Origin of the sequence: Stakelama sediminis (assembly GCF_014199335.1) — a bacterium.
Lineage (GTDB): Bacteria > Pseudomonadota > Alphaproteobacteria > Sphingomonadales > Sphingomonadaceae > Sphingomonas > Sphingomonas sediminis.
In genome coordinates, this window is the sequence record NZ_JACIJI010000008.1 from 73,243 (window position 1) to 99,158 (window position 25,916).

General features: G+C 62.5%; 24 protein-coding genes, 1 tRNA gene, 2 pseudogenes and 1 other annotated feature. Of the genes and pseudogenes, 12 read left to right on the top strand and 15 right to left on the bottom strand.

What is annotated here, in order from left to right; genetic code table 11:
• Positions 1-86: 86 nt before the first annotated feature.
• Positions 87-1,883, bottom strand: coding sequence for a translation elongation factor 4 (gene lepA, locus FHR23_RS14990; protein WP_184005606.1), 1,797 nt, complete (start codon positions 1,881-1,883; stop codon positions 87-89).
• A 164-nt stretch (positions 1,884-2,047) separates the two neighbouring features.
• On the opposite strand from lepA, the gene FHR23_RS14995 reads away from it, so the two are divergent.
• From FHR23_RS14995 to FHR23_RS15020, 6 genes are all read left to right on the top strand, one after another.
• Complete coding sequence (locus FHR23_RS14995) at positions 2,048-3,349, top strand: FAD-dependent oxidoreductase (RefSeq protein ID WP_184005608.1); 1,302 nt, start codon at positions 2,048-2,050, stop codon at positions 3,347-3,349.
• Positions 3,350-3,455: 106 nt separating this feature from the next.
• Positions 3,456-3,532, top strand: a tRNA-Pro gene (locus FHR23_RS15000).
• Positions 3,533-4,252: 720 nt separating this feature from the next.
• On the top strand, positions 4,253-4,513 hold the full coding sequence (infA, locus tag FHR23_RS15005) for a translation initiation factor IF-1 (RefSeq protein WP_184005611.1): 261 nt from the start codon (positions 4,253-4,255) through the stop codon (positions 4,511-4,513).
• Positions 4,510-4,752, top strand: coding sequence for a hypothetical protein (locus FHR23_RS15010; RefSeq protein WP_184005613.1), 243 nt, complete (start codon positions 4,510-4,512; stop codon positions 4,750-4,752). Before infA ends, FHR23_RS15010 begins: the two co-directional genes overlap by 4 nt.
• Positions 4,753-4,761: 9 nt before the next feature.
• A complete protein-coding gene (locus FHR23_RS15015; protein ID WP_184005615.1) occupies positions 4,762-5,670 on the top strand; it encodes a transglutaminase family protein in 909 nt (302 codons plus the stop codon).
• A complete protein-coding gene (locus FHR23_RS15020; RefSeq protein WP_246359931.1) occupies positions 5,645-6,259 on the top strand; it encodes a DUF421 domain-containing protein in 615 nt (204 codons plus the stop codon). The genes FHR23_RS15015 and FHR23_RS15020 overlap by 26 nt, the downstream gene beginning before the upstream one ends.
• On the opposite strand, the gene FHR23_RS15025 is transcribed toward FHR23_RS15020, so the two are convergent.
• The 7 genes from FHR23_RS15025 to FHR23_RS15055 form a co-directional block, all read right to left on the bottom strand.
• Positions 6,158-6,538, bottom strand: a complete 381-nt coding sequence (locus FHR23_RS15025; RefSeq protein WP_184005617.1) for a hypothetical protein — start codon at positions 6,536-6,538, stop codon at positions 6,158-6,160. The two genes, FHR23_RS15020 and FHR23_RS15025, sit on opposite strands and share 102 nt — an antisense overlap.
• A gap of 23 nt (positions 6,539-6,561) precedes the next feature.
• A complete protein-coding gene (locus FHR23_RS15030; RefSeq protein ID WP_221227564.1) occupies positions 6,562-7,122 on the bottom strand; it encodes a hypothetical protein in 561 nt (186 codons plus the stop codon).
• Positions 7,115-7,402, bottom strand: coding sequence for a cold-shock protein (locus tag FHR23_RS15035; protein ID WP_343043181.1), 288 nt, complete (start codon positions 7,400-7,402; stop codon positions 7,115-7,117). Before FHR23_RS15035 ends, FHR23_RS15030 begins: the two co-directional genes overlap by 8 nt.
• Positions 7,403-7,582: 180 nt before the next feature.
• Positions 7,583-7,870, bottom strand: a complete 288-nt coding sequence (locus tag FHR23_RS15040; RefSeq protein ID WP_184005621.1) for a hypothetical protein — start codon at positions 7,868-7,870, stop codon at positions 7,583-7,585.
• A gap of 103 nt (positions 7,871-7,973) precedes the next feature.
• On the bottom strand, positions 7,974-9,608 hold the full coding sequence (locus FHR23_RS15045; RefSeq protein WP_184005672.1) for a Na+/H+ antiporter: 1,635 nt from the start codon (positions 9,606-9,608) through the stop codon (positions 7,974-7,976).
• Between the two features lie 114 nt (positions 9,609-9,722).
• On the bottom strand, positions 9,723-10,109 hold the full coding sequence (locus FHR23_RS15050; RefSeq protein WP_184005624.1) for a hypothetical protein: 387 nt from the start codon (positions 10,107-10,109) through the stop codon (positions 9,723-9,725).
• 139 nt (positions 10,110-10,248) lie between these two features.
• Complete coding sequence (locus FHR23_RS15055; protein ID WP_221227565.1) at positions 10,249-10,536, bottom strand: hypothetical protein; 288 nt, start codon at positions 10,534-10,536, stop codon at positions 10,249-10,251.
• A gap of 536 nt (positions 10,537-11,072) precedes the next feature.
• Here FHR23_RS15055 and FHR23_RS16475 point away from each other — a divergent pair.
• Positions 11,073-11,162: pseudogene (locus FHR23_RS16475) on the top strand (transposase); the annotation flags it as partial.
• Between the two features lie 240 nt (positions 11,163-11,402).
• Here the strand turns inward: FHR23_RS16475 and FHR23_RS15060 are convergent.
• Positions 11,403-11,747: a response regulator gene (locus FHR23_RS15060; protein WP_246359932.1), complete on the bottom strand. Its 345-nt coding sequence runs from the start codon at positions 11,745-11,747 to the stop codon at positions 11,403-11,405.
• 239 nt (positions 11,748-11,986) lie between these two features.
• The gene (locus tag FHR23_RS15065) at positions 11,987-14,410 is read right to left on the bottom strand and encodes a PAS domain S-box protein (RefSeq protein WP_184005628.1); all 2,424 of its coding nucleotides are present in this window, start codon (positions 14,408-14,410) and stop codon (positions 11,987-11,989) included.
• Between the two features lie 250 nt (positions 14,411-14,660).
• Here FHR23_RS15065 and FHR23_RS15070 point away from each other — a divergent pair, with 250 nt between their 5' ends.
• The 5 genes from FHR23_RS15070 (at position 14,661) to FHR23_RS15090 (ending at position 22,947) form a co-directional block, all read left to right on the top strand.
• Complete coding sequence (locus FHR23_RS15070) at positions 14,661-14,852, top strand: hypothetical protein (protein ID WP_184005630.1); 192 nt, start codon at positions 14,661-14,663, stop codon at positions 14,850-14,852.
• 345 nt (positions 14,853-15,197) lie between these two features.
• Complete coding sequence (locus FHR23_RS15075; protein ID WP_246359938.1) at positions 15,198-16,985, top strand: non-ribosomal peptide synthetase; 1,788 nt, start codon at positions 15,198-15,200, stop codon at positions 16,983-16,985.
• A 16-nt stretch (positions 16,986-17,001) separates the two neighbouring features.
• A complete protein-coding gene (locus tag FHR23_RS15080; protein WP_184005634.1) occupies positions 17,002-18,255 on the top strand; it encodes a cytochrome P450 in 1,254 nt (417 codons plus the stop codon).
• Positions 18,186-22,241, top strand: coding sequence for a non-ribosomal peptide synthetase (locus FHR23_RS15085; protein WP_184005635.1), 4,056 nt, complete (start codon positions 18,186-18,188; stop codon positions 22,239-22,241). The genes FHR23_RS15080 and FHR23_RS15085 overlap by 70 nt, the downstream gene beginning before the upstream one ends.
• A gap of 244 nt (positions 22,242-22,485) precedes the next feature.
• Complete coding sequence (locus FHR23_RS15090) at positions 22,486-22,947, top strand: 4'-phosphopantetheinyl transferase family protein (RefSeq protein WP_246359939.1); 462 nt, start codon at positions 22,486-22,488, stop codon at positions 22,945-22,947.
• On the opposite strand, the pseudogene FHR23_RS16640 reads toward FHR23_RS15090, so the two are convergent.
• The 5 genes and pseudogenes from FHR23_RS16640 to FHR23_RS15110 all read right to left on the bottom strand — a co-directional run.
• A pseudogene (locus FHR23_RS16640) lies at positions 22,901-23,101 on the bottom strand (integrase); the annotation flags it as partial. The gene FHR23_RS15090 and the pseudogene FHR23_RS16640 overlap by 47 nt on opposite strands.
• Positions 23,102-23,111: 10 nt before the next feature.
• A protein-coding gene (locus FHR23_RS15095; RefSeq protein ID WP_425506377.1) for an IS3 family transposase occupies positions 23,112-24,340 on the bottom strand; the annotation gives its coding sequence in 2 pieces (ribosomal slippage) (positions 23,112-24,040 and positions 24,040-24,340; 1,230 coding nt in all).
• Positions 23,943-24,059, bottom strand: a sequence feature (AL1L pseudoknot). Its footprint overlaps the gene before it by 117 nt.
• 22 nt (positions 24,341-24,362) lie before the next feature.
• Positions 24,363-24,908 carry an ATP-binding protein gene (locus tag FHR23_RS15100; protein WP_184005640.1) on the bottom strand — a complete coding sequence of 182 codons (546 nt, stop codon included), beginning with the start codon at positions 24,906-24,908 and terminating at the stop codon, positions 24,363-24,365.
• 28 nt (positions 24,909-24,936) lie between these two features.
• Complete coding sequence (locus FHR23_RS15105; RefSeq protein ID WP_184005642.1) at positions 24,937-25,428, bottom strand: AAA family ATPase; 492 nt, start codon at positions 25,426-25,428, stop codon at positions 24,937-24,939.
• A gap of 5 nt (positions 25,429-25,433) precedes the next feature.
• Positions 25,434-25,682, bottom strand: coding sequence for a hypothetical protein (locus FHR23_RS15110; RefSeq protein WP_184005643.1), 249 nt, complete (start codon positions 25,680-25,682; stop codon positions 25,434-25,436).
• Positions 25,683-25,916: the final 234 nt, after the last annotated feature.

Sequence of the window (25,916 nt, forward strand, 5' to 3'; positions counted from 1 at the left end):
GCAATCCTCATAAACTCGTTTAAACCGACGCCTGACACAAGCATCGGTTCCGGCCCGCCACGATCATTTTCCGGACGACCGGGCGATCAGGCGTCGTCCCCCATGCGCAGGGCCGCGATGAACGCCTCCTGCGGGATCTGCACGCTGCCATATTCGCGCATCCGCTTCTTGCCTTCCTTCTGTTTTTCCAGAAGCTTGCGTTTGCGGGTAATGTCGCCGCCATAGCATTTGGCGGTCACGTCCTTGCGCAGCGCCGCAATCGTCTCACGCGCAATCACCTTGCCGCCGATCGCCGCCTGAATCGGGATTTTGAACAGGTGACGCGGGATCAGATCCTTCAGCCGCTCGCACATATGCCGCCCCCGGCTTTCCGCTACCGAACGGTGGACGATCATGCTCAGCGCATCGACCGGCTCGCCGTTCACAAGGATGCTCATCTTCACCAGATCGCCCGCACGATAGCCGATCTGTTCATAGTCGAAGCTGGCATAACCCCGGCTGATCGATTTCAGCCGGTCGTAGAAATCGAACACCACTTCGTTGAGCGGCAGTTCATAGGTCACTTGCGCGCGCCCGCCGACATAGGTCAGGTTCTTCTGAATACCGCGCCGGTCCTGACACAGTTTCAGGATCGAGCCGAGATATTCGTCGGGGACATAGATCACCGCCTGAATCCACGGCTCGCTGATTTCCTCGATCGTGTTGGGATCGGGCATATCGGCGGGGTTGTGCAGTTCCAGCTGCCCGTTGCCGTGCGTCAGTTCGATTTCATACACCACGCTCGGCGCGGTGGTGATGAGGTCGAGGTCATATTCGCGGCTCAGCCGTTCCTGAATGATCTCCAGATGGAGCAGCCCCAGAAAACCGCAGCGGAAGCCGAAGCCGAGCGCCGCCGACGTCTCCATCTCGAACGAGAAACTGGCGTCGTTTAGCCGCAGCTTGTGAATCGACTCGCGCAGCTTGTCGAAATCATTGGCATCGACCGGGAACAGGCCGCAAAACACCACCGGCTGCACTTCCTGAAACCCCGGCAACGGCGCGTCGGCGGGCTTTTTCGCATCGGTGATCGTATCGCCGACCGCGGTCTGTGCGACTTCCTTGATCTGCGCGGTGATGAAGCCGATTTCGCCCACGCCCAGTTCGGTCAGTTGCTCGATCTTGGGCCGGAAACAGCCGACGCGATCGACCAGATGCGTCGTCCCCGCCTGCATGAATTTGATCTGCTGCCCTTTTTTGAGCGTGCCCGCCATCACGCGGACGAGGATGACGACGCCCAGATAAGGGTCGTACCAGCTATCGACCAGCATCGCCTTCAACGGCGCATCCGCATCCCCGCCGGGGGCCGGAATCCGCTCGATGATCGCGTCCAGCACCTCGTCGATGCCGATGCCCGATTTCGCGCTCGCCAGCACCGCATTGGAAGCGTCGAGGCCGATCACCTCCTCAATCTCTTCCTTCACCCGCTCCGGTTCGGCCGCCGGCAGGTCGATCTTGTTGATGACCGGCACGATTTCATGGTCGTGCTCGATCGACTGATAGACATTGGCCAGCGTCTGCGCTTCGACGCCCTGCGCGGCGTCGACGACAAGCAACGCGCCCTCGCACGCCGCCAGACTGCGCGACACTTCATAGGCGAAATCGACATGGCCCGGCGTGTCCATCAGGTTCAGGACATGCCCCTTCCATTCCAGGCGAACCGTCTGCGCCTTGATGGTGATGCCGCGTTCGCGCTCGATATCCATATTGTCGAGCACCTGCGCGCTCATCTCGCGCTCGGTCAGCCCGCCGGTACGCTGGATCAGGCGGTCGGCCAGCGTGGATTTACCGTGGTCGATATGCGCGATGATCGAAAAATTGCGAATCTTGGAAAGGTCGGTTGCCATACCCGCGCGCGCTTAGCATTGCCGCGCGCCACTGCGAAGAGGGTAGTGCTTCATCGCCGCTGCTTTCACGACGGATATCGGCAGTAATATCCTCCTTTCCCTTCTCAGCCACTATGTTTGCTCCCGCATCGCAGCTTGCTAGGGTAAGAATAAAGGAGAGGCCCATGCGCCATATCGCGATCATCGGTTCCGGCCCGGCAGGCTATTACACGGCGGAAGCGGCGCAAAAGCAGTGGGGGGAGGATGTCCGCGTCGACATTATCGACCGCCTGCCCGTCCCCTTCGGCCTGATCCGCTCCGGCGTCGCGCCCGATCATCAGTCGATCAAGAATGTCGCGCGCCGCTATGAGGCCGTCGCGCTCACCGACAATGTCCGCTTCGTCGGCAATATCACCGTGGGTCAGGATATTGCGGTCGACGAGCTGCTCAGCCTCTACGACGCAGTGATACTGGCAACCGGCGCGCCCGCCGATCGGGTGCTCGATATTCCGGGTGCCGACCTGCCCGGCGTGGTCGGCTCCGCCGCCTTTGTCGGCTGGTATAACGGCCATCCCGATTTCGAGGGGCTGGCCCCGCCCCTGCACGGCCCCGGCGCGGTGGTGATCGGCAACGGCAATGTCGCGCTCGACGTGGCGCGTGTGCTCGCCAAGGCGGAAACGGAGTTCGACGGGTCCGATATCGTCAACCACGCGCTTGAAGCGCTGCACGACGCGCATATCGACACCATCACGCTGCTGGGGCGTCGCGGGCCGCACCAGATCGCGATGACGCCCAAGGAACTGGGTGAACTGGGACAGCTTTCGCGCGCCACGGCCGTCGTCGATCCCGCCGATCTGCCGCCGGTCGAACAGGACGACGCGCTGGAGCCGGGACAACGCAAATCGGTGACGCATCTGCGCTCCTTTGCACAAGCGGCGGCGGACAAGGCCATCCGCATCGTCTTCGACTTTTTCGCCCGGCCGGTCGCTATCGAAGGCGATGGCCGTGTCGAGCGTGTGATCGTCGAACGCACGCATCTGAACGCCGACGGCCGCGCGGAAGGCACCGGGGAGACCTACACCATCCCCGCCGGGCTGGTGGTCAGTTGCATCGGCTATCGCACTCCGCCGATCGAAGGCGTTCCCTATGACACCCGTGCGGGCCGGTTCGCCAATGACGAGGGCAGGATCGCGCCCGGCCTCTATGCCGTCGGATGGGCTGCGCGCGGACCGTCGGGCACCATCGGCACCAATCGCCCGCACGGCTTTGCGGTGATCGGGAAAGTGGCGGAGGATATCGGTGAAGGCGCGGACAAACCCGGCCGTCCCGCCCTCGACCGCCTGCTTGCCGAACGCGGCGCGGACCCGGTCACCTTTCGCGACTGGCAGCGCATCGACACCGCCGAAATCGAGCGCGCGCGCGCCGGTTCGCCGCGCGAAAAATTCACCTCGGTTGAAGCCTTGCTGGACGCGCGAAAAGAATCCTGACGACGATGCGCAAGAACGCTTGCACCGGTCGCCCGCGCCCGGTATAGGCGCGCCTCCAAGCTCAAGCCGGTTCGCTTCCCGAAGCATTTTGTGAACCGGACTCCGTCGGGGAGTAGCTCAGCCTGGTAGAGCACTGTGTTCGGGACGCAGGGGCCGGAGGTTCGAATCCTCTCTCCCCGACCACTTTCTCTGCGGATGTAGCTATCAGAAAAGCAACGGTTTTATGCGGCCTTCGGCCGTGTGTGCCACACGGTTGTGCGATAGTCCAGCGCCACCCGAATCGATATGTCGTCTGAGCAAATAAATAGCGTCCGCTATGCGCCCCAATTTCGGTCCTTGCACCTCAACTGCTGATCACCTGAAAGCAGACATCGACCTCGGAAGGCGAAACGGCATTTTAGCTTGGCGCCCCAATATCGGTTGTTCATCGCCAGCTTGACCATTCATAAATGCGGTCATCCAGGGCGCTGCCCTCCGAAGGCAGGTGGCAGGTCTTCGCAGCGCTGAAGAGCGAGTTGGAAAGCTTCAAAGCCGACGATGCCTGTCGACCGCATCGCGCAGCACTGCTTCATGCATAGATATCGCCGACAATGGCCGAACGCTCTCCAGCTTTTACGGGTCCAATAGCGTGATTGTGCAGCGATCATCACGGGTTGGCGCAGCAAGCAGCAATCAGTCTCGCCAGCTTCGCGCTGCGACGAACGGGTGAAAAGCGGTACGGAAAACATTTACCTCCGGCGGGGTTCCGCCGCGAACCGTTAGACCCCATATCGATGTTATCGCTGGCATGACGATCCCGTAGGCGCCAGCGGCTGAGAGACCGTCGCGCTCCCGCTTACCAAGCCGGAGTCACGCTGATGGGCGTCATTCATATCCCAATGCACCCGAGGATGGCCTGAGCCTTTGGCGAAGGAAGATATTCTCACCCTCGACGCAGTCGTTGAGGAAATCCTGCCCGACGGTCGCTTCCGCGTGGCACTGGAAAACGGGCATCGAATCATTGTTTATACGGCCGGCAAGATGCGCCGGTTCCGTATTCGGACTGTCGTGGGCGATCAGGTTCGCGTCGAAATGTCGCCCTATGATCTTCAAAAGGGCCGCTTGGTCTATCGGGAGCGCGGTGCACCGCCGCGTTCGAGCGCACGCCGAGGGCGGTACCGATGACCGCCGCCGAAGATCGCTCAGCGCCCTCCGTATCCTCGCGTGTATCGCCACAAGGCGTCGCGCGCCAGAGCAGCATCACCCTGCTCGCGTGGAATGAACTTGGTGCAGACGCCGCCACAGCTTTCTTGAACAGCTACGATGAAAAGCTGGGCGGCAGACCGCTGGATCTCGCCGCAGCAAGCGTCGCGGGATACGAAGCGGTCGAGCGAGCCATCACCGCCCGCGTCGCGCGGGATTAGGAGCCAGACATGCTGCTCACCATCTGTCATCGCACGGTTTACCGCTATGCGCGGCCGGTTACGTTGCAGCCCCACCGCATGATGCTCTGTCCGAGGGGGCAGCATGACCTGCGGCTGCTGACGACCCTGATTAGTTGCACGCCGCCAGCGCATATCGAATGGACTCAGGACGTTTTCGGTAACCTGATTGCGACCGCCAGCTTTTCGGAAGATGTCGAAACATTGATTATCGAAAGTCGAATGGTCGTCGAGCAGTCGGCCACGGCATGGCCCATTTTCCGCATTGCGCCCTCAGCACATTCCTTCCCCTTCAGCTATTCGAACGAAGATGTGGTCGATCTGGGCGCGCTGCGTGAACCGCAACATGATGCTGAAGCAGGCATTTTGCGGAGGTGGCTGGCGGAATTTCGACCGAGCGCTCCCGCCGACACGCTGTCGTTGCTCAAGGCGATAAATGTGCAGGTCTACTCTCGACATGGATATATTAGCCGCGAGGAGGAGGGCACGCAAACACCCGCCGAAACCATCCGATCGGCTAGCGGCTCGTGCCGCGATCTGGCGACGCTGTTTATCGAGGCAGTGCGCGATCTCGGCTTCGGCGCGCGCGCTGTTTCCGGCTATCTGCACGCAGTCCAGGACGGCTCTGGCAATGACACCATCCAGCATGGCTCAACCCATGCCTGGGCAGAAGTCTATCTACCTTGCGCCGGTTGGATACCCTTCGATCCGACTCATGGGCGAATGGGTGGCGCTGGCCTGATCCCTGTCGCCGTGGCACGCAACATCACTCAGATACCGCCGGTTCAGGGCCAATATACAGGCGCTCCCGACGATTTCGTCGACATGCAGGTCGATGTCGCTGTTGCGGCCGGAACGGTATTGGCGAGTGCCTATGACCGGCCGTACCCCGCTAACTGACATGGGGCTGGAACGCGTGAGCGACCGCTTCGATTTCGTTCGCCTACCTGATGGGCATGGTCCATCATGGGGGATGTTCGCTCTCGATCCACTGTCCGATGCCGCACTGCGCGGTCTTTCATTGACCCTTGTCGGGCTGGCATGGGTCATAATCGTCGTCCGGCTTATCGGGCTGCGGACGTTTTCAAAAATGACCGCATTCGATTTCGTCGTCACGCTGGCCACCGGATCATGCCTCGCCAGCGCTGCCACGGCTTCCTCATGGTCCGCTTTTGTTCAGGCGATGATAGCGATCGCCGCGCTGCTGGTGGCACAAATGGGTCTCGCGTTCGGGCGGAAGTCTTCCAAGAGTGTGCATAATGGCTTGGAAAACGAACCGCTGCTGCTGATGCGCGACGGGGAGTTCATCGAAAAGGCCCTGAAGATCAGCCGTGTTTCGCGAAGCGACGTCGTCGCGAAACTGCGCGAAGCAAATGCCCTGCAACTGTCACGCGTTCGGGCGGTTGTCCTCGAAACCACCGGCGATATCTCGGTGCTGCATGGGGAACAGGTCGATGCCGTGCTGCTTGAGGGCGTCCGACAAATTTGACGCCGGCGCCGCACCCGTCACTCGGTCGCGATCGCGGCCTTTGCCATATCCCGCTTCGCTTTCGCCGAAATTCCGGATAACGCGTTCCACGGCGCGCAGGCCCTCCTCGCTTTCGATGGCAAGGTCAATCGGCCTCGCGCCCAGAGTGTCGTGATACTCGTTGAGAAACGCCACCGCCATGGTTCGGTCAGGCAGCGTAAGCCACGCGGTGCGGGCGATACGGCTCTGACGTTCCTGTTGATCGGCGGGCGGACGCGTCCGGTTCGCGCGAAATGCCATATTCTTCGTCATCGATCTGTTCCTTATATCCGACAAGGTCGGGGGCGATTTCCTGAGAGTTCACCAAACAAGTCGGTGGCAACCAGCCGATAGAATGCGCAAGTTTCGGCTAGTTCGGCCACCGAGATGTCAAGAAATTCGCCAATCACGAACTCTCGCAATCTGCCGCTGCCGGCTTCAGCTTCGGGCCAGCCGGCGGTGAAGAACCGCGTAGAGCGGCTATCGCCGCGGGTGATGTAGCCACCACAGTAGAACAGGCAGTTGCGGGAACGGCCCAGCGCCCGGAGTCGCTTGTCGTGCGAAAGCGGCGCACCACGCCAGTGCTGGAATGCGCTCCATTTGTTGGCGGTGTTCTTCTGATCGGGGCGTGCCCTTAGCCGATGTAAAGTCATGGTTTCGTCCAGCAGCACGTTCAAAAAACGATCCAGCTCGCGCAGACCGTTTCCGATCACGCGAGCACGGCAACGGCCGTTGATGTGACGGACCGGAGATGGGCCAGCGCCGGACGGGAACCACAAACCGGACCCCAGAAAATCAGCGCCTCGCAAAAGTGTATGGAGGGCGCGCGCGACCCCTTCATCCATCCAGCAAGACCAGGTCGTGCGCGCATGTTTGGCCGCGGGAGTCGGTGCGAAGGACATAGCGCACCCGTTCGTTCCGGCTCAGGCGGGTCAGGCCGGATGCGTTGATCGCGGAGACATGCACGAACGCGTCGCCGCCGCCACGATCCGGCGTGATAAGCCCGAAGCCTGCCGCGCCGTTGAAAAAACAAACCGTTCCCGAGAGTTCGGACGATCGGCACACAAGGTCCTGTGTCACCAAAGCGGTGGACGGTCGCTTGCGGAATGGGTTGGATAAAGACACGACGCGACCCACCAACGTAAGCGGGAGCGCGATTGTCTCTCAGCCGTCGGCGCCTACGGACGACGTGCCGACGATGTTCCTACCATAGGGTAAGTTGAGCGCTTTGGGAAATCCTTCGTCAGGACTGGCCTCAATCGGCCGACACTCGCTCCGGTTTCGCTCGACGGGCTCGCCAGCTGTTTACACGAGCGGCGGCCCGGTCATGACGATACGAACCGAACGAGGATGGGCGGTGTAGGTGATCTCGGACACGTGTCCGCGCGTAAACGTCTTTCCATCAATCGTAATCGACGCCAAGCCCCCTGACATCGCCAGCGCCGTCAGCACCAAGAAATCCGCATCCTCGATCGTGTCGATCTCGAGCGTGTAGTTCATCTGGAAGGTACCGCGAACCTGCGTCATGCGGCCAAGCAGCGGTCCTGTTGAGCGATCTCCGTCGGAAACCGATACCGCTATAGTTCGGGCCATTTGCAACCTGTTTCTCCATCCGGCATCGCGACACGCATCTTTCAAGCCTTCCCCCTGCGTGCGAGGGCGCACATCATTATCGGCGGGTGCGCGATCCCACCGATCAAGCGCGATAGTGCAACTCAAGCAGATCGAGTTCGCGCAGTAATTTGCTCATCAGGTCGCTGCTTATTTCGCGCGATTTCATCAGACGGGTTAGCTCTGTTCTCTGCGCTTTTACCGCTGCGAGCCTGACTTCTCTGCCGACCTGTTCAAGGCTACGCTCTTCCGATGCAGCCGCGCCAGAATGCGACCTGGCGGCGATGATTTCCCGGTAGATGTCGGCGATCCTGCCGGTCGCCCGATCACGCTCGCCATGATCGCGTTCTTCCATGGAATAACGGTCCCGTATCTCGTTGATAGTCGCCAACGCTACGGTGGCCAATGCGATGCGCGCGCGGTCCTCGGCAATTATTTCGGCCGGCTTTCCCGGAATTTCCAGGCCTCGCAACAGCATCGGCAACGCGACCGAAGCGATGCACAGCGACAACAGGATCACCCCGGCGGCGATGAAGATCGCAAGGTCGCGTGCCGGAAACGAGGTGCCATCGCCAAGCAGGATCGGCAATGTCAGGATGCCTGCAAGCGTTATGGCTCCCCGGACACCTGCGACCGCGAACGCGGCGACCAGCTTGAGATCGGCGCTACGCACACCGTCATCTATCCCGCCACGCAGCGGTGTCAGCTTCAGCGATGTCCACACCCATGCAAAGCGGAGGATCATCAGGGCTCCGGTGACGGCGAAGACGTAAATCGCAAGCCACCACAAGCCGGGGTGGCCCGCCGATGCCACCGTTCGTTCCGCATTCGCGACGATATTCGGCAACTGTTCGCCGAGTAGCACGAATATGATGCCGTGCCCGACGAACTGGAGCGCGTCCCAAACCGAATTCTGACGCATTCGGGTGGCAGGAAGGCTTTGTCGGCTCGCCTGAGAGAAGGTCATGGTTAGGCCGGCAGCGACCGCTGCAATAATGCCCGACGCTTCCACCTTCTCGGCAAGGATGTAGGCGCCGAACGGAATCAACAGACTGACCACGATCTGCGGTCCGCTTTCTTCGCCGAACTGGTCTGTAAACCATTCTTTGGCCCGCATGGTAATGAGGGTCATGAGGATGCCGATAGCGAGCCCGGCGCCGCCCATCCAGACGAATTGCAACGCGGCTTCGTGGAGAACAAATGCCCCTGTCATTGCCGTGGCCACGGCAAATCGCAAACACACCAGACCGGAAGCGTCGTTGAGCAAGGATTCCCGTTCCAATATCCGCATCATGCGCGGTGGTATTGGTGACCGTGCGGTGATCGACGAAACGGCAATCGGATCGGTTGGCGAGAGGACGGCGCCCAGCGCAAATGCCACGGGCAGCGGCATCACGGGAATCATCCAGTGGATGAGATAGCCGATGCCGAAAACCGTGAAGATCACCAGCGCGAGCGCGAGTTCAAGGACGAGCTTCGAATCACGAAACAGCGAATCCTTGGGCAAGCGCCAACCGTCGAGAAACAATAGCGGGGGTAGCAGAAGGTAAAATAGCAGTTCCGGATCGAGGGTCACCCGAATGGCACCGAACAACCCGATGATGACGCCGGTTGCGATCTGCGCGATCGGCGCAGGTATTGCGATCGGCAAGGCCCGGGTGATCGCCGAACTGACTACGACGGCAAACAGCAATATCAGAACGAGCGAAACTGTTTCCAAAGCCAATATGCCGTTGTTGCTTGGTAAAGGCGCAAACCGCTAAACGCGCGCCAAAGCCGATCCGGGGCCAGTCCCCGGATCAGCTAACGCGGATAAGGCTCGGCATGTTTTAATCTATTTGCGACGCATGGCTTCCCGCTCAGTCGCCTGACGCACCAGTCGCGAGCGGTGCTCGTAGGTATTGTGGTTCAAGCCTACACGCCCCGCCGCGTAATCCATCCTTAGTTCTCGTGCCATGCGCGAAACATCTGAAGCCCCAGCATCAAATTTCGGTTGCTGCCGGCTGGGGGCGCCATTGATGGTTGTATCGGTGCCGATGGAGCCGCCCTCATTATCCCAGCGATCTTCAGAAAAAATTGGCTTCACCGGATGGGCAAGCGGTGCCGCCGCTGCGGGTGAGCCATGGGGCTTTGCCAAGCCGGGAGGGGCGTTGTCGGCGACGTCATTAGCGCTCGATATCATTGGATTTTCCAAACCAGGCAAGTCATGACGATCGAACAACCGCAGGGGCGCCCGGAAATCCTGCGCGGCGTTATCAATGGGAGACCTCCAGGCCGGATCATTGGCAGCCGCCTATCGCAGGCTTCAATCGATTAGCCTGAGGCTGCAACAAATGGTCGATGCTGCAAGTCCAGCGATTCTAAAAACCGAGCGACACTCCGCCGTCGTCCTCGTCTGCAGGGAAACGATCGGGGTTTTCGCTTAAAAGCCTGTCGAGATCGGGCAATCCCGGGTTTAGCGCGCGCACCTGATCAGTCTCGACAGCCCGAAACTTTCGGTTTTCCCGCCGCTCTGCATCAAGCGCTTCTTTCGCCCACGCCTGCGCAGCAGCGTCAGCGATCGCTCTGACATTATCCAAGGACGCCGCGGTTGCGATCGCCCGTTGGCGCGCTTCCTGTGTTCGGCATAGGGTCAAAGATGGCTGCATATCGAAACTCCCGTGTGACTTTGATCGTCGCTTTCTCTCGTCCACGCCGTCCGGCGCGTAAAAGAAGGAAACTAGTTCTTCTTCGCCGGGCTCGACGGTCCAATACCCTTCACCGAGGGATTGGACGCGTTCGGCTTGGGCGGCCGGGCCTTTTTGGGTTTTCGGGTTTCGCGATTTCCGCGGCGCTTATCGTTCGACATGAAGGTTCCTTAGGCTGTTTTCGATCGATAGCTCGAACCCTGACGACGAACTTGCGCACGCCAGCGCGGCCCCAAGCCGCCTCGAGCGGGACGCAAACCGATCGCGGACAACCTCGGACGTTTTTTCAATAGGATGTGATTTGGACATCGACCGCTCCGCATCATAGCGGGAGCACGGGTCTCTCAGTCACGCTCTTGCCCGGGACGAATAGCGCGATAAGCCCAATATGGTGCGGCAATCGATGATAACCAGCCCTGGCATTGCAAATTCTGTGACGTGCTCCCCTGAAATGCGACCGATTTTGAGCAGAGTCCGACACGAAGGAGCCGGACGGAATGAAGCACAGCAAGTTTAATGAAGAGCAGATCATCGGGATTTTGAAGGAGCAGGAAGCGGGGATGGCGACGGCGGACGTGTGCCGCCGCAGACCCGCACACGGGGCCGTCGCGCTAGTCCCGCTTGACGTGTGATTTCGTTAGTTCGCTCTTCGGCGACGCGCGATAGCTTTACGAGAGCCCTTACCCCCCTTGCAGAGCGCCGGTGGCGATTACGAATGGGAAAAAGCCTTGCCGCGTTGGCGGCCTCGACATCCTGATTTAGATCACTCCACGCTGTGCCCGCTTTTTTAACAGGGTGAAGTCAGCCCAGCGCTACGAGCGCTTTGGCTACAGCCCGTTCATCGTAGGGCTTGGCGAAAAATTGGGCGCCATCCGGCATGTCCTCGGCGCGTGGCAAATGGTCACCGGATACGATAATGAACTTGAGTGGGGGCCATCGTGGGCATAGGCGGCCAGGGCGAGCCCATCCATATTGCCGACCATCTGAATGTCGGTAAACACAATTCCGATGCCGACTTCCTGTTTTAGAATTGCGATTGCCTCGTCGGCGTCGGTAGCTTCGTGGACTTGAAAGCCGTGCTCCTCCGCTAGCATGGCGGCAGCCAACCTCACAAATGGCTCATCCTCTACGACGAGGACTCGGCGACGGGGAGACATGTCATGGATTTCCATTGATGAGAGCCCAGCGCCCCTGGTTGCGGCGTTCAGGGACGAGAACAGAGGATTTCCTCGCCCGCGCAGTCGCAGTGATCCGCCATGGATCACCCTTCAGGAAACCGGGACGAAGGGCGGGATAAATCCCCGTTCTCCGCGGCCTTGCCGGCCAGCAGACAGCTACCTCAAGGTTAGCTTAATGCTTTCAGGCGCGAAAATGTCGCCGCGCCGAAAATAAGTCGCGGTCTACTTTGACTTCACCTGGAGTTTGGGCCGGCTGCGGCCTTGCTCAGGACGAAGGAGAGTTCTTCGATCGAATACGGCTTGGCCAGCAGTTCGAAGCCGTCATGCCCCTCCTGCGCGATGACGCTGCTGTAGCCGGAAGCGAGAACGACCGGCACCGCGGGAAATTCTCGTCTGATCTGCCTAGCGAGGTCGATACCGGTCATGCCCGCCATCATGACGTCGGAAAAGACGACGTCGAACCGGTCGGCACGCGTCTCCAGAAGGTTCAGCGCCTTGGCAGCATTGTCGACCGGCACCGCTTCGTATCCGAGTTCGGCGAGCGCCTGAACGGCGAAGTCGCCGACCTCGGCATTGTCCTCGACGACGAGCACGCACTTGCCGTCCCCGCTGGCAGGACCAGTTTCATGTTCATCGGCCCCATGTGGCGCCCGAACACATTCGCTATCGTCGATGCGCGGCAGGTAAATGGTGAAGCATGAGCCGTGCCCCACTTCGCTGCGGACGTCGACTTCGCCGCCCGATTGCTTAACGAAGCCGAAAACCTGCGACAGGCCGAGCCCCGTTCCCTGGCCAATATCCTTGGTCGTAAAGAAGGGTTCGAAAATCTGATCGAGCTGTTCGAGCGCGATGCCCGTCCCGCTGTCTGCCACGCTGATCGCGACATAGTCGCCATCGATCAGAGCATGCGCGCGGATCGCAGGCACATGATCCACGCGGCGAACGGTGATCGACAACGCGCCTTCGCCGGCCATCGCATCACGTGCGTTTACGGCCAGATTGACGATCGCGGTATCGAACTGGCTGGGGTCCGCGCGCACGCGGCAAGGCGCTTCGTCGAGATCGACGTCGATCTTTATGCGCGAGCCGGCTAACGTGCTCACCATCTCGCGCAATCCGGTCATGTTGCGTCCGACATCGAACGCTTCGGGCTTCAGCGCCTGCCGCCGCGCAAAGGCGAGCAACTGACTAGTGAGCCGTGTCGCCCGATCGACCGTGGTCGAAATTGCCTCGATATAGCGCGTCCGACGGTCGTCGCTGATCTCTCCGCGACGCAGCATGTCGACCGAGCCGCGGATCACCGTCAGCAGATTGTTGAAGTCGTGCGCGACACCGCCGGTGAGCTGTCCGATTGCTTCGAGCTTCTGGCTTTGGCGCAGCGCCTCCTCGGTCTCGAGCAGTACCGCTGCCTGTTCCTTGCGATGCGTGACATCGCGCCCGCTGGCGTAGACGCGACCGTCGCGTGCGGCTGCGGTCCAGGCGAACCAGCGGTATTCGCCATCGTGATCGCGCAACCTGAATTCGAATGGGTCGATCAGCGGCGCCTCGATGACGCCGGCAAACACGGCGAGCGCCTCTTCCAGATCGTCGGGGTGGGTCAGTTCGGCGAAGGGATGATCGACAAGGTCGATCGCCTGCCAGCCGAGCACGGCGGTCCAGGCCGGATTGACCTCGCGCAGGACGCCTTGGAAATCCGCCACCGCGAGGAGGTCGGGCGACGCATTCCACGCATCCTGCCGCTCGGCGACGGCGGTTTCGAGCGCAGCGGCACGCGCCTTGTCAGCGGTAATCTCGCGCGCCGAAGCGTAATACTTGTTGCCCTCGGGCACGACCACCCAGGACAGCCAGCGATAGCCGCCATCCACGCCGTGGCGATAGCGGTTCTCGAAGCGCAGCACCGGCTCGCCACGTTTCACCGTCGCAAAAGCGTTGAGCGCACGCGCGACGTCGTCGGGGTGCATCAGCTCGAAGATCGGGGTGGTCGAGACCGTTTCTTCGGACAGGCCCAGCACCTGCTGCCAGGCCGGATTGGAGCGTTCGAAGATGCCGTCATCGTTGAGCACGCCCATGATGTCGGGAGTGACGTCCCACGTACGGCTCAGCTCGCGAAACCGGGCGTCGCGTTCCAGCTCGACGTTGATTCGCTCGCGCTCGGCCAGCGCGAGCCGCAATTCGAGCTGCGCCATCACTTGCCCGGCGAGCCGCCTAAGCGCGGTCTGCTGGTCGTCATCCAACGTCCGAGGTAACACATCGAGCACGCACAACGTGCCGATCGCGTGGCCTTCGGTCGTCTTCAACAACGCGCCAGCATAGAAGCGCAGCCCCGGTTCTCCAGTGACCAGCGGGTTGCACGCGAAGCGCGCATCCTTGTTCGCGTCCGGAACGAGCAGGAAATCGTCTTCGAGCAAGGCATGGACGCAGAAACTGGTTTCGAGCGGGGTACCGTCGATGCCGAGGCCGACCTCGGCCTTGAACCATTGTCGCTCCTTGTCGATCAGATTGACGACGGCGATCGGCGTCTCGCAAATCTGTGCGGCGAGCGCGGCGATATCGTCGAAACTCTTTTCGCGCGGTGTGTCGAGGATGCGATAGCGCGCCAGCGCCGCAAGCCGATCGGCAGTATCGCCGGGCACGGCGTCGGGCAAATTGTCAGCCATATGAAATCGATGCGGTCTCGCCGGGCGCGGTATCGCGCCGCCCATATCTACGGGTTCGGGGGGCGGTTGGCAAACGGGATTTGGACCGCGCCGTTCAGTAAGGGTCCGCCGCGCTTCGACGGATAAGGGAGCATTTACCGTGCAAGGTCTGACATGGAGCCGTGCTACGGAGCGGTATCACCTGATCGAACCGTAGGCGCGCTGGTGGCTGGGAGACGGCATGCTCCCGCTTACATACGGACGATCCGGCATGGCCACCTATTCCGCATTCGCCAGAGATCACCTCCTGACGGGGCTCATCATTCTTGCCGGGCTCATTCTCGTCGCATCCGCGATCTTCTGGGCACTCAATCGGCGTAAAAAGCAGCGACGTGAAGCGGCGTGGCGGCTGAAACGAGCCGAGCAGGATCGAATCTGGCACGAACGCGGCTCGACAAAATAGCAACGCCGACTTTCCCATCCCTTTCCTTCAGAACAGGAATTTTTCCTTGATCCCTCAATATATAGTCGCGGCCGAATTGGCCGTCGCGCTTGTGCCGCTGATCGGTTGGATTATCGGCTATCTACTGTATTCTTCGGATTCCATCTCTGACTGGTAACAAACAGGAAAGCGCGTCAGAGCGATATAATATCGTTGCATAGACAGCTGAGACGGAATCCCAACCGTTATTCTTTCGTTAGAAACAATATGGCGATTTCTAACCAAATATAAACTGATATGCGCGGATAATGCGGGGTGTGGAAAACTTCGAAGGCTAAAGTCATGGACGCCCCCTTTGACCGGCACATGCCATCGTCTGTCGCGGAGGCAATTGCTGCGCATGCAGCAGCGGGTCCTGGACGACCTGCACTAGTTGCTGATTGTGGCACGCTTGCTTACGATGAACTGAATCGGAGCGCCGATCAACTGGCGAATTGGCTGGGTGGCCAGGGGGTTCGCTCGGGTGCGCTCCTCGGGTTGTGTCTGGAGCGGTCCTTCGATCAGATCATAGCGGCATTGGCCGCATGGAAAGCGGGTGCCTCGTACCTGCCGCTCGATCCTGCGTGGCCCGACGCTCGGCTGCGTATGATCGCGCGGGAGGCGGAATGCGCACTTATCCTCGGGCGAGCCGACACTGTCGGCCGGCTGAGTGGTGCCGATGTCAACGTTAAGCTGCTCGATTGGGATGCAGTGGAAAAAGCCTCCGGTGTACCGGCGATTCCGATGGACCCCGATCCCCTCGCCTATGTCATCTATACCTCGGGCACGACCGGGAAACCCAAGGGCGTCGAGATTACGCAAGCCAACCTGTCGCACCTTGTCGCCTGGCATAATAATGCGTTCGGCGTGACCGCCAGGGATCGCGGCAGCCATCTTGCCGGGCTCGGCTTCGACGCCGCAGTGTGGGAAGTGTGGCCGTATCTGGCCGCCGGTGCCTCCGTAGTGCTCGCGCCGGAAGAGGTACGCACCTCGGACTCGCTGCTGCGCGCATGGCTGCTGGTGCAGGGCGTGACGGTCGCCTTCGTTCCGACCCAGCTTGCGCAGGATTTGATTCGCGACGATTGGGCACGGGGAAGCGGCTTCCGCTATCTGCTGACGGGTGCCGACCGGCTGGTCGACCGGCCAGCGCCGAACCTCTCTTTTCAACTTATCAACAATTACGGCCCGACCGAATGCACCGTGGTTTCGACCTCGGCGATGACGCCACCGGGGGGCGACGGATCGGGCCTGCCCCCGATCGGACGACCGATCGGCCAGACCGTGATCCGCATCCTCGACAAGGACGGAAAGCCGGTCGAAATCGGCGCGCAGGGCGAGATCTTCATCGGCGGGCCGCAGGTCGCGCGCGGCTATCGCGGTCAGCCCGACCTCACCGCCGAGCGGTTCGTCACCATCGAGGGCGAGCGCTTCTATCGCACCGGCGACATCGGCGCCTGCCGCGACGATGGGCAGTTCACCTTTCACGGCCGGGTCGATGATCAGGCGAAGGTGCGCGGCCACCGCGTCGAGCCTGAAGAAACCGCGAGCATCATCCGCGAGCATCCGGCGGTGCGTTCCGCTGCGGTTGTCGCGGCGCCTGCGGCGGACGGCGGCGACATGCTCGTCGGCTATATCGTCGCGGACGAGGAGGTTTCGGCCGAGGCGCTTCGCAAATATCTCGGCGAGACGTTGCCCGAATATATGATCCCCAGCGCGTTCGTGCGGATGGACTCGCTGCCGCTCACCGCCAACGGCAAGCTCGACAGGAAGGCGCTGCCCGAGCCGGGTGATGACAATGCGTTCGACAGCGCCGATTTCGCGGCGTCGGAAACGCCGGCGGAAGCGAAGCTCACCGAAATCCTTGAGGGCGTGCTCGGTCGCGGCGGCGTGGGCATCGACGACAATTTCTTCCTGCTCGGCGGTCATTCGTTGCTCGGGACGCAGGTCGTCTTGCGCGCGAGTGATGCCTTCGGAGTTGAGCTTCAGCTTCGCGACCTGTTCCAGGCGCCGACCATCCGCCAACTCGCCCTGCGGATCGAGGAAATGCTGATCGCGATGATCGAATCGATGAGCGACGACGAGGCCGAGGCACGTGCCAGCGGCACCGGGGGCTGACACAAAGGGGGTTTCCATGAACAGTCCCGCACATCCGAAGGTCGCGCCCTTCGACCCCGGATTGAGCCTGTTTCAGCTGCTCGACCCGGCGGTCCACGCCGATCCCTATCCCTTCTACAAACGCCTGCGCGAGGAAGCGCCGGTGATGTGGGACCCGTTCATGCACACCTGGGTCGTCAGCCGTTATGACGACGTGATGGTCGTGCTGAAGGAATTTTCCGCCGACCGCACGCCCGATCCCAAGAAGATGGAGGCACTGGGTCTGCCTTCGCTTGGCCCCGTCGCCGATCTGATGGCGCGGCAGATGTTGTTCCTTGATGCGCCCGCCCATACGCGACTTCGCAAGCTCTGCATGAGTGCCTTCACGCCGCGCCGGGTCGACGCAATGGAAGGCAAGATCCATGAGATCGCCCATTCGCTGATCGATGCCCAGATGGCGCGGGGCGAGATGGACCTGATAGCCGATTTCGCAGAGCCGTTCCCCGCGATCGTTACCGCCGGGCTGCTCGGCGTTCCGCTCGAGGATCACCGGCAGCTAAAGGCATGGTCTGCAACCTTCGCGGAGATGCTCGGCAACTTTCAGCACAACCCGGACCGCATCCACGGCGTGCTGCAATGCGTCGCCGACATGACCGGCTATTTCCGCGATGCGGTGCGCGAGCAGGAGCGAAACCCGCGCGACGGCCTGATCCGCTCACTGATGGACGCCGAAGTCGATGGTCAGCGCCTGTCGGAAGAAGAGGTCATCGCCAATACCATCGTCACGATGGTCGGCGGACAGGAAACGACGACGAACCTGATCGGCAGCGGCATCCTGACGCTCACGCGGCAGCCCGACAAGCTGGCTCAATTCCGTGACAATCCCGACATCATTCAGAGCGCGATCGAGGAAATGCTGCGCTTTGAAACGCCCAGCCAGCACACGGCAAGAATTGCACGCCATGATCTGGAAATGGGCGGGCAGACGATCCGCAAGGGTGAGGCGGTGATGGCGATCATGGCCGCCGCCAATCGCGATCCCGACCGTTTCGCCGATCCCGATACGCTCGATCTGACGCGCACCGACAACCGCCATCTCGCCTTCGGCTGGGCGGCGCATTTCTGCTTCGGGGCGGCACTGGCGCGGATGGAGGGGCGGATCGCCTATACAGCGCTGCTCAATCGGCTTGAGGACCTTCGCGTCACCTCGGACAATCTCGAATGGCGCACCAATTCTGGATTGCGCGGGCTGAAGGCGCTTCCCATCGCTTTTCGGGAGCGGGCGGCGTGAATGCGCAAGTCAATCTGAGCGATTCGAAACGCGCGCTGCTCGAAAAGATGATGCGCGGCGGCGGGGCGAACGCTGCCAAGCCACAGCAGATCGAACCGCGCGACCCGGAGGCGGTCATCCCCCTATCGGCCGACCAGCGTCAGGTGTGGCTCCACGCGATCATGGCGCCGGACATGCCGCTTTATAATGAATCGATCACCATCCACCGTTTCGGCAGCTTCGATCGCGCGGCGATGGCGCGGGCGGTCAACGAGATACTGCGTCGGCACGAGGCATGGCGGACCGGCTTTTTCGAGGAAGACGGCGTTCTGGTACAGCGCGTGCGCGAGCATCGCGACATCGACCTGCCGTTCGACGATGTCAGCCACCTGCCCGAGGCCGAGCGCGACGCAGCCGCGCTGGAGATCGGCAGCGACGACGCCAAGCGCGCCATCGACCTGATCGAAGCGCCGCTTTTCCGCGCGCGGATCGTCAAGCTGGCTGAGGATAACCACCGGCTCTATTTCACCCTTCACCACATCATTTTCGACGGTGTTTCGATCTATCGCGTGATCGTGCCGGAACTCGCCGCGCTCTACGAAGCCTTCGCCGCGGGCAAGCCTTCGCCACTGCCCGAACCGACGCTGCAATATGGCGATTATGCGCTCTGGCAGCAGACGCATCTCCAGTCGCCACCGGTCCAGCGTCAGATCGACTATTGGCGCAAGACGCTGGCCGATGCGCCGCCGAAGCTCGAACTGACCGGCGACCGGGTGAAGCCCGCGCGTCCGACCCATGCCGGATCGATGGAAACCTTCTTCATCCCGCTCGACCTCATCGAACGGGTCGACGCGACCAGCCGCCGCACCGGGATGACTCCCTATATGCTGCTGCTGGCCGCCTATCATGTGCTGCTGCACCGCTATTCGGGCGAAGAGGACATCATCGTCGGCGGCGTCACCGACCTGCGGCGGCGCCCCGAACTGGAGCGCGTCGTCGGCTATTTCCTCAACACCATCGCGCTGCGCGCACGCCCTCGCGGCGATATGAAATTCCGCGACTTCCTGAACGAAGTGCGCGACAGCGTGCTGGGGGCGCTGGGCGCTAGCGAAGCGCCGTTCGACGAGGTCGTCCGCGCACTCGACGTCAAGCGCGAGCCGGGCACCCACCCGCTGTTCAACTGCCTGTTTTCGATCGAGCCGCCCGTCGACCCTTTCCCTGACGGCTGGGACCTGACCCAGATGGACGTGGTCGTCGGCGGCGCGAAATTCGACCTCTATCTCGAACTCGACGAGCGGCCCGACGGGATGCTCGGGCGTTTCCTCTATTCGACCGAATTGTTCGACGCCGCCACCATCCGCCGAATGATCGGCCACTGGCTGAGCATCGTCGCACGCGCGGCGGACGATCCCGACTGCTTGATCCGCGATATGCCGTTGCTGGGCGAGGCCGAGGAGGACCGGCTGGCGAGCGAGTGGAACGACACCGCCGCGCCTGCGCCCGATCATCTGCTGCCCCAGGCGATCCGCGAACAGGCCAAGGCGCGGCCCGACAGCCCTGCGATCCGCTTCGGCGGCGAAAGTCTCAGCTATGCCGCGCTCGACGCGCGCGCCGACGCCATCGCCGCCGCGCTGCGCGGTGCGGGCCTCGGCACGGGCGACCTCATAGGCCTCTGCCTCAACCGCTCGCCGGACATGGTCGCGGCGTTGATCGCGGTGCACCGCATCGGCGCCGCATATCTCCCGCTCGATCCCGATTTTCCCGCAGCGCGGCTCGATTACATCGTCGGAGACGCCGGTGCCGCCGCGCTGCTGACCGAACGCGCGCTTGATGACGTGTTTCCCGGTTGCACGCTCCCGCGCCTGCTGGTCGACGACATCGGCGAAGCTCAAGGGCCAGCCCCGAGAGTCGACACCGCATCGGGCGACCTCGCCTATGTCCTCTACACCTCGGGTTCGACCGGCAACCCCAAGGGCGTCGAGATCAGTCACGGCGCGCTCATCAACCTGCTCGACAGCTTCCGTCGCGAACCCGGCTTCACGGCCGAGGATTCGCTGCTCGCGGTAACGACGCTATCCTTCGACATTGCCGGGCTCGAACTCTTCCTGCCGCTCATATCGGGCGGTGAGCTGATCCTCGCCCCGCGCGATACCACCAAGGATCCACGTGAGCTGATCGCGCTGATGGCCGAAGCATCGCCCAGCGTCATGCAGGCTACCCCCGCAACCTGGCGCGCGCTGGTCGAAGCGGGATGGCAGGGCCATCCAGCGCTGCGCATCTTGTGCGGCGGCGAAGCCTTTCCGCGCGACCTCGCCGAGCGGCTGCTGGCGCGCTCGGGCGAAGTCTGGAACGTCTACGGCCCCACCGAAACCACGATCTGGTCGACCATCGCGCGTATCCAGTGCGGCGATGGCCCGGTCCCGATCGGCCGTCCCATCGCAAACACGGCAATCCACATCCTCGATCCCGACCACAACCGCATGCCCATCGGCCAGATCGGCGAATTGTGGATCGGTGGTGCCGGGCTGGCCGAGTGCTATCACGGCCGCCCGGACCTGACCGACGAGCGGTTCGTCACCATCCGTGGCGAGCGCCTCTATCGCACCGGCGACCTCGCCAAATGGCGACCCGACGGCACGCTGCTCTGCCTCGGCCGGGTCGACAATGACGAGAAGATTCGCGGCTATCGCGTCGCGGTCGAGGAGATCGAGGGCGCGCTCGCCAAACACCCAGCCATTGCCGCAGCCGCCGTGCGAAGCTGGCCAGACGCGTCGGGTGAACGCGCGCTTGCCGCCTATTTCGTGCCGCATGGCGATACGCCCGGCCGCGCCGAATTGCGTGGGCATCTCGCCAAAACCCTTCCAGAATATATGATCCCGTCGCATTTCGAGCTGCTGGCCGAATTGCCGATGACGCCCAACCGCAAGATCGACCGCAAGGCGCTGCCTAAACCCGGCGGCACCGCAGCAGCAGAGCTGATCCCGCCGCAGGGTGAGGACGAGGAACGGCTCGCCGCGATTTGGTGCGATCTGCTCGGCATCGAGCGGGTGGGTCGCGACGACAATTTCTTCGAACTGGGCGGCCATTCGCTGCTTGTCGCCAAGCTGCTCGTCGCCATCGAGCACGAATGGGGCCGCCGCATCGGCATGGCGGAAATCTTCCGCGCGCCGACGCTCAGCGCGCTCGCCGAACGCGTCGCGCGCAACGAGCAAAGCGATCTCCACGCCTTCGTCCCGCTTCAGCCCGAGGGCGACGGCATCCCGATGATCTGGCTCGACGGCGGTCTGCGCTTTCAGGCACTGGCGCAGGCGCTCGGCACCGAGCGGCCCTTTTTCGGCCTGCCCCTAGGCCCGATCCTCGACCAAATCGTCCATGACGATATCCGGTTCGAGGAGATCGCCGCGGCGGTCGTCGCCGTCATCCGCCGCCACCGTCCGCACGGGCCATATCTGATCGGCGGCTGGTGCACCAACGGCATCCTCGCTTACGAAGTCGCGCGCCAGCTGCGCGCGATGGGCGAGGAGGTGCCGCTGCTCACGCTCGGCCATGCGATCAACCCGGTCTCGTTCCTGCGCATCACCCGCACCAGGATGCGCATGGCCAAGGCGCGCTACCATCTCGGCATGTGGAACCGATTGCCCGTGTCAGAACGGCTGTCCTACGCGCTCGACCGCGCAAAGGGCGTCCTCGAGGATGTCGGCGTTGCCGAAGCCGAGCATGAAAATGCCGAGTTCCGTCGTTTCACGCTGGCGCTAGAAAGCGCCGCTTATGGCTATGCTCCGCCGCGCTACGAAGGTGCGCTCGCGCTGTTCCAGCCTGCGGACCGGCTGAGCGTGCTCGACACCGAGCCGGGATGGCGCGAGGTCGCGGACGGGCCGTTCGAAATCCACGACATTCCCGGCAGCCATGACGACATGGCCGACGCCCCTAATGTCGAGATCTGGGCGGCGCGGCTGCGCGAGGTGATTCAGCGCGCACTCGGGGCGGAACGCGCCCGGGCGGCCTGACATGGGAGCGCTCGCCGCGAGCGATATCGGCAGCTTCCAAACGGGGCTGCTCGACCTGCGCGCGTCACCTGCCACGCTTGACGTATGGGCAGCAACGCTGAGCGACGAAGAACGCGCGCGCGCAGCGCGATTCCAGCGCCCCAACGACCGCGACCGCTTTGTCGCCCGGCGCGCCGGACTCCGCGCGGTGCTGGCGAAGCATATCGGCGGCGACCCGGCGGCGCTCGATATCCACGCCGATGCCATGGGTAAGCTCTATCTATCCGACGCACCGGACCTGCATTTCAACCTGTCGAGTTCGGGTGGCTTCGCACTGGTCGTTACCGCGGACACCCCGGTCGGATGCGACATCGAACGCCGCGATCCTGCGCTTGCCTGCCCGAAGGTCGCCGAACGCCTGTTCACCGATGCCGAGAAAGCCGAGCTCCACGCGCTGCCCGCCGATCTGTGGGTCTCCGGTTTCTTCAACTGCTGGACGCGCAAAGAAGCCTATGTGAAGGCGCTAGGCCAGGGGCTGTCGCTGCCGCTCGACTCGTTCGGCGTCTCGGTCGACCCTCGCGCGCCAGCCTGTTTCACCAGCGCCGCGCCGGGATGGGCGCTTTGCTCGTTCGAACCAGCGCCGGGCTATCAAGCGGCGGTGGTCGCCGGGATCAGCGCTTCGCGCGATCCCGAAATGATCCCGCGCTCATCAGGTCGCCGATTCTGATTTTGACCAGATCACAGCCTCGCAATTTGCTGTCGATGGCGAGATCGAACAGGGCCCGGTCGCACAAACGTTTATGTTCGTCGAGATAGAAACGGATCGCCCAGATATCGCGAGGCTTCAGCGGGTGAACCGCCCCGGGATTGCCGGAGGCCATTCGGCTTAAATTATGCTGCCATGGGAGTGGCGTCCAGCATGGCGTAGTAGCGCTCCTCGGCTTCGGCGGGTGGGATATTGCCGATCGGCGCGAGGAGGCGCCGGTTGTTGAACCAGTCCACCCATTCGAGCGTGGCATATTCAACGGCTTCAAAGGATCGCCACGGTCCCCGCCGGTGGATGACCTCGGCCTTGTAAAGACCGTTGATTGTCTCAGCCAAGGCGTTGTCGTAGCTGTCTCCAACACTCCCTACCGACGGCTCGATCCCGGCCTCGGCAAGTCGCTCGGTATACTTGATCGACACGTATTGGCTGCCGCGGTCGCTGTGGTGGATCAGGCCACCACGATGGACAGGGCGCCGATCATGGATCGCCTGCTCCAGGGCATCCAGCACGAAGCTGGCATGCGCCGTCCTGCTCACCCGCCAGCCCACGATATAGCGGGCGTAGACGTCGATCACGAAGGCCACGTAGACGAACCCCGCCCAGGTCGCGACGTAGGTGAAGTCCGACACCCACAGCATGTTCGGCGCCGGAGCATGGAACTGGCGGTTGACCTGATCGAGCGGACACGGTGCCGCCTTGTCGCTGATCGTCGTCTTCACAGGCTTGCCACGGATCACGCCCTGCAAGCCCAGATCGCGCATCAGTCGTTCCACCGTGCAGCGGGCAATATCGAAGCCCTCACGCTGCATCTGCCGCCAAACCTTGCGCACGCCATAGACCTTGAAGTTGGCGTCGAACACGCGCCGAACCTCGGGCTTCATCGCCTCGTCACGCTGAGCACGTGACGACAGGCGCGACGGATCGCGACGTTGTGCCACACGCTCATGATAGGTGGATGGGGCGATCGGCAAAACCCGGCAGATCGGCTCGACCCCATACTCACTCCGATGCTCATCAATGAAGCTGGTCATCGCTTGAACGGGCGGTCGAGCTCAGCCTGGGCAAAATACGCGGAAGCCTTGCGCAGGATCTCATTGGCCTGCCGCAGCTCGCGGTTCTCGCGCTCCAGCGCCTTCAGGCGTTCCGCCAACTCGGTGGGCACACCGGCACGCTTGCCGCTGTTGACCTCGGCCTTCTTCACCCATTCCAGCAGCGTGTGTCCTGAGCAGTCGATCATGGCTGCTATCGATGTTATCGCTGCCCAGCGGGATGGATGTTCGCTCTCGTGATCCAGCACCATGCGAACTGCCCGCTCACGAACCTGTGGTGCAAACTTGTTCGTCGTCTTGCTCATCGTAGACCCTTCCTCTCAGGAGTTAGGGCCTCCGGCAATCCCGGGGCGGTTCAGTCTCGAACAAATCAATGTCGAGCGCATCAGGACCGTCGATCGGCAACTCGCCATCGCGCAGCGCTCGAACCAGCGACTCCGCCGGCTGAATGCTTGCCGCGTTGAGGCCGGCCAAGCGCGACGCCCGCGCGGCGACCCGCAACACCGTCGCCGTTTCCGGCGCCCGGTCGATGAGGTGAACGAGATCGGCGCTCGTCTCGACGCTTTCGTCGAGCGCGATGCGATCGAGCATCCGGAGCGCCGCGCTGCGCGGTGGCAGGCCGAGCTTCAGGACGAAGCTCATCCGCCGCAGAATGGCGTCGTCGACATTGCTGATCGCGTTGGTCGTCCAGATCACCGGTACCGGGTTGGTCTCGAGCATCCGGTTGACGAACACCTTGCTGCCCTCGTGCCTGGCGAACCAGTCGCCATCGCCGGGCCGCGCGCCGCCGATAAGGTCTTCCCTCTCGTCGAACAGCAATGCCGCACCGCCACGCGGGCCGAGTACACGCTGCTCCAGACCCAGCGCGCTCACCCGTTCCCAGCGAGTGGGCTCCTCGCCGTCAATCGTCGGCTTCGCCGATCGCGTGCAGGTCGATGCCGGCTGCGGCTGCGATGGTGCGGGCGAATTCGGTCTTGCCGGTGCCGGGCGGACCGTGGACGAGGATGTTGATTCCCGCCGCCCGCTCGCGAGCTGCCCCGGCTAATAGCCGCACCAGAAAATCGGCATCATCGATATGCGCGAAGTCGTCGAGCGCCAGCGACGCCGGTTGCCGTACGCCGACCAGCGTGTCGATCATGGCGATCCCAGCGGCAGGCGCGCGATCGAGCAGCCGTTCGAGCGCCCAACGCACGTCGACCGTGACCTCGCCCTGACGATTGGCCACAAACCCGACCAGACCGAGCCGCAGCACGGTGCTGCACCGGACACGACGTTCTGCGTCATGCGGGTCGGCACCGGCCAGTTCGCCGAGCAAGCCGGGCAGATCGTGGCCATGGAGGCCCGCCACAGCGGCAAGCGCCGCGACACGCGGCAGACGATCGCACGCGATCATGATCGTCAGCAGCGCGGCATCGAATGCATCGAGCGCCAGAAGCGCAGCAAATTCCTCGGCGAGCAGCAGGGCGGGCGTGACTCATCACTGGCCGGCGTCTGCTCGACGCCGGTCAATAATTGATCCCAGGCAAGTTCGGCGAGATCTTGTGGCCCCATATCGAACAGCCAGCCGGCATGCGGCTGCGCCCATTCGACAGCCGCTTTTGCAAGCGGCGCGGACGCGGGAATGCCGCGACCGATGCGGCGCAACATGCGCCGCGCGATACTAAGTTCGTTCATTGTCGTCCCACTGGGCCGAGCGCACGCCAGTCAGCGCACGGCATCGGCATCAATTCGATGATGTCAGATCGATCGAACTGCGACAGCGGCGGTCTTCGCCCTGCCGCCGCGTCGTGGGACGCTTAGGAAAAGGGCTGGAAACCGACGGGCTGAGCGCCCCGATAGGCGGTTAGGTCCAGCAATTCATGTCTCCGTTTGTCGCCGCTA